Origin of the sequence: Cellulomonas sp. B6 (assembly GCF_001462455.1) — a bacterium.
Taxonomy (GTDB): Bacteria; Actinomycetota; Actinomycetes; order Actinomycetales; family Cellulomonadaceae; genus Cellulomonas.
On sequence record NZ_LNTD01000031.1, the window covers coordinates 1 to 1,369 of the forward strand.

The 1,369-nt window shown below is 76.7% G+C and carries 2 protein-coding genes; both read left to right on the top strand.

What is annotated here, in order from left to right:
• On the top strand, positions 1 to 287 hold a 287-nt coding region (locus ATM99_RS01975; protein ID WP_190278744.1), incomplete at its 5' end, for a cellulose binding domain-containing protein.
• Between the two features lie 172 nt (positions 288 to 459).
• On the top strand, positions 460 to 1,369 hold a 910-nt coding region (locus ATM99_RS01980; protein ID WP_062101277.1), incomplete at its 3' end, for a hypothetical protein.

Consider the following 1,369-nt stretch of genomic DNA (forward strand, 5'->3'; position numbering starts at 1 on the left):
GCACCGCGGTGCTCACGGTCGGCAGCGCGTGGCCCGGCGGGTTCCAGGGCTCGGTGACCGTCACGGCCGGCGCGCGGGCGATCAGCGGCTGGAGCACGTCGTTCACGCTGCCCGGCGGCGCGTCCGTCGCGCAGGGCTGGAGCGGCACGTTCAGCACGACCGGCGGTCTGCAGACGGTGGCGAACGCCGCCTGGAACGGCGCGCTGGGCGCCGGGCAGTCGACGACCTACGGGTTCATCGGCTCCGGCACCGCGCCCACCGGCCCGGTGGCGGTCGCCTGCCGCTGAGCCCGTGCGACCGCCGGCCTCACCCAGATTCCGGGCGGGGCCGGCGGTCGGTCGTGCCGCGGCGGCGCGACAGGCATGCCTGAGCCGACCACAGCACCGTCGCTGATCGTCGTCAGCACACCGGCGGCGACGTCGCACGTCCGTCCGGCACGACCGACCGCAACGTGACGTCATGACCGACGTCACCGACCACGCCGCCGCCGCGACCCCCGCCGACGCCGCGCGACGCGGACGACGACCAGGTCGCCGCTGGGAGCCGGTGACGTGGGGCCTGCACCGCGCGCCGGGGCTCGAGCCGCTGCTGGCGTGGAGCCTCGTGCTGCCGCCGTCGGCGGTCGTCTCGCACCTCACGGCCGCCGGCCTTCACGGCTGGTGGACGCCGGCCCTCTCGCGACAGCTGCCGCTCCTCGTCGACCAGCCGGCGACCGTCCACCGCACGCGCCGCCCCGGCGTCCGGGTCACGCGCACCCACGGCCCGGTGCCGGCGGCCGAGGTCAGGGGCGTGCGGGTCGCCGCGCCGGCCCACACGCTGCTGGCCTGCGCGCGCGACCTGGCGCTGCTCGACCTCGTCGTCCTGGTCGACTCGGCGCTGCGCTCGGGCTGCACGGCCGACGAGGTCCGGGCCGTCTGCGTGCCACGCCGACGGGGCGTCGTCGCGCTCCGCGCGGCCCTCGCGCTGGCCGACCCGCGCGCCGAGTCACCGTGGGAGAGCGTGCTTCGGCTCATGCACGTGGCGTTCGACGCACCGGTCGTGCCGCAGCACGTCGTGCACGACGACACCGGTCGGTTCGTCGCGCGCGCCGACCTGTGGATCGAGGGGACGACCACCATCCACGAGTACGACGGCGCAGTGCACCGCGCTCCCGACCAGCACCGCGCCGACCTGCGCCGCGACCGCGCGCTCGTCGGTGCGGGCTGGACCCGTCGGGGCTTCACCTCGGCAGACCTGTGCGACCGACCCGCCGAGGTGCTGCACGACCTCGACACGACGCTCGGGCGACCCCACGTGCCCGAACGGCTCCGGCGGTGGGCCACGCTGCTGGACGAGTCGACCTTCACCGCACGGGGGCGTGCTCGGCTCC